This is a genomic window from Bacillus cereus group sp. BceL291, assembly GCF_051776705.1.
GTDB classification, from domain to species: domain Bacteria; phylum Bacillota; class Bacilli; order Bacillales; family Bacillaceae_G; genus Bacillus_A; species Bacillus_A cereus.
The window spans coordinates 1-1954 of sequence record NZ_JBPWAP010000201.1; the positions used below are offsets into that span (position 1 = coordinate 1).

Below are 1954 nucleotides of genomic sequence, written 5' to 3' on the forward strand. Positions count from 1 at the left end.
GTTAGAGTTTATTTGGTGTGTGTACTTTTCAATACCAAAAGTACATTACGAGTTTTTTAGTTGCTTTGAACGAAAGTTCATTTTATTTTTGTTCTTAAGTTGATGGGCATGCCTCAGAACCCCTATTTGTCCATTCTCCAACAAATTCAGCCTCATTATAAGAATAGAAGTTTTTCAGAATCTCCTCACGATTATCAGAGAACAGCTGGTCTGCCACAGCTGAAACTAGTCTAGGTATCCCATATCTCATTCCCGGAAGCGAAGAGGCTGAGATACCACAGCTAACTACAGCTGAATAGTTAAAAGCAAAAAGTCCATGAAGAAGCTTTGTATCCTTTTTGTCCCGGCATGTGAAAGTAAAGCCAGGGCCAAGGTAAGGATATGCATCAAGCTTACGGTTGGCGATATCAGCAGGTGCATTATAATAGTCGTCCCAACGTGCAATATGGCGTTCGAAAAGCTTTAGCTCTGGACGTAAAGAATGATCAGTCACAAGACCAGTGGAAATGATTAGAAAATCAAAAGTAAAATTACCTTGTGGAGTAGTGACAACAGCCTTCTCAGCTTCATGCTGTACCTCAAGCCATGGTGCACCTAAGTGTAATTTAAAGCCGGGATGTGAAACTGCACGTTCAAATGTGTCATTTGTAGGGGGTTGATGCTTAAAGTAATGGGCCATAACGGAATATTTATCAGCATCAGATAGAACATTAAAACGTTCAATTAGACCTGACACCCCCATTTGTCGCATTGGGTTAATGCGTGGCATCTCCGTGCGGCGAACAAACACATGAGCTGAACCCACACCTTCAGATAATGCAAAATTGGCATTATCAAAAGCTGAGGCCCCACCGCCTAAAATTGCCACCTTCTTGTCTTTAAGGGCCTCAAAGTCAATGTCTTCTGAGGTGTGTGCATAGAGGTGACGAGGTAATGTTTCGGAAATCATAGATGGTACGTGCCATTCCCCTCCACCTTGAATACCAGTGGCTAAGATAACCTTGCGGGCCAGTAATGTATTAGAAGATGCTCCTGCTCCTTCAATATGCAGTCGATAAACATCTTCCCCTGCAGGCTCAATAAGCTTCATCTTTACCTCATTAAAAACAGGTAAATTAAGAACCTTTCGATACCAACGTAGATAGTTCATCCAATCGTTCCGTGGAATCTTATCGATGTCCTCCCAACTTTTTGGTCCAAATTGCGCTTCCCACCAGGAGCGAAAAGTCAGAGAAGGCACTCCAAGATCAATGGATATCAAATGTTTAGGCGTACGCAATGTCATCATACGAGCGTAAGTTACCCATGGCCCTTCATATCCTTCAACGTTTTCGTCGATGATAAGGATATTAGATATTCTTTCACGCAAAAGTCCAAAGGCCACACCTAAGCCACACTGGCCGCCTCCTATAATAACTGTATCGTAGACATGCCCCTCAGGATGGTGGGTTGGGCATACCCAATCCTCTCCCCCAAATGCAAGATAAGAAAGATCCCTTTTTACTTGTTCATTTAAAGCTTCCAAACTCATAATTTTTCATTCCTTTCAATATATGACTTATTAACTTCTGAACTAATCGTTAAGTTATTCTTTACTTTATCTGAATGGCGGCTTTTTCTTATACCGTCTTATGAGCAGCATTGATCGATTTCAACAATTTTATTAAGATTTTCTGAAATCATCGAAATTTCCTCACCTCCATAATTTCACAATACTATACCCCCCTATGGTATGTAAAGGACTTTTAATAAAAAGTTTAAAAATAGGTGTTTGACGAAGAATTTTTTTACTTAGAATTTCCCCTTTACTGAAGTGCATCCTTCTATTGTGGGGGTACCACCACATCACTATCAAGCTAAGATTATACAATATCAAGTATAGTAGAGATTATTTCTTTTTTCTAAAAGCCAGGCTTAGAAAATTTAAAGGTTTGCATGCGAAATAAACCCTATC

General features: G+C 40.1%; 1 protein-coding gene. It reads right to left on the bottom strand.

What is annotated here, in order from left to right; all coding sequences use genetic code 11:
* Window positions 1-94 precede the first annotated feature (94 nt).
* Window positions 95-1531, bottom strand: a complete 1437-nt coding sequence (locus ACS2CR_RS34035) for an NAD(P)-binding domain-containing protein (RefSeq protein WP_438906157.1) — start codon at window positions 1529-1531, stop codon at window positions 95-97.
* Window positions 1532-1954: the final 423 nt, after the last annotated feature.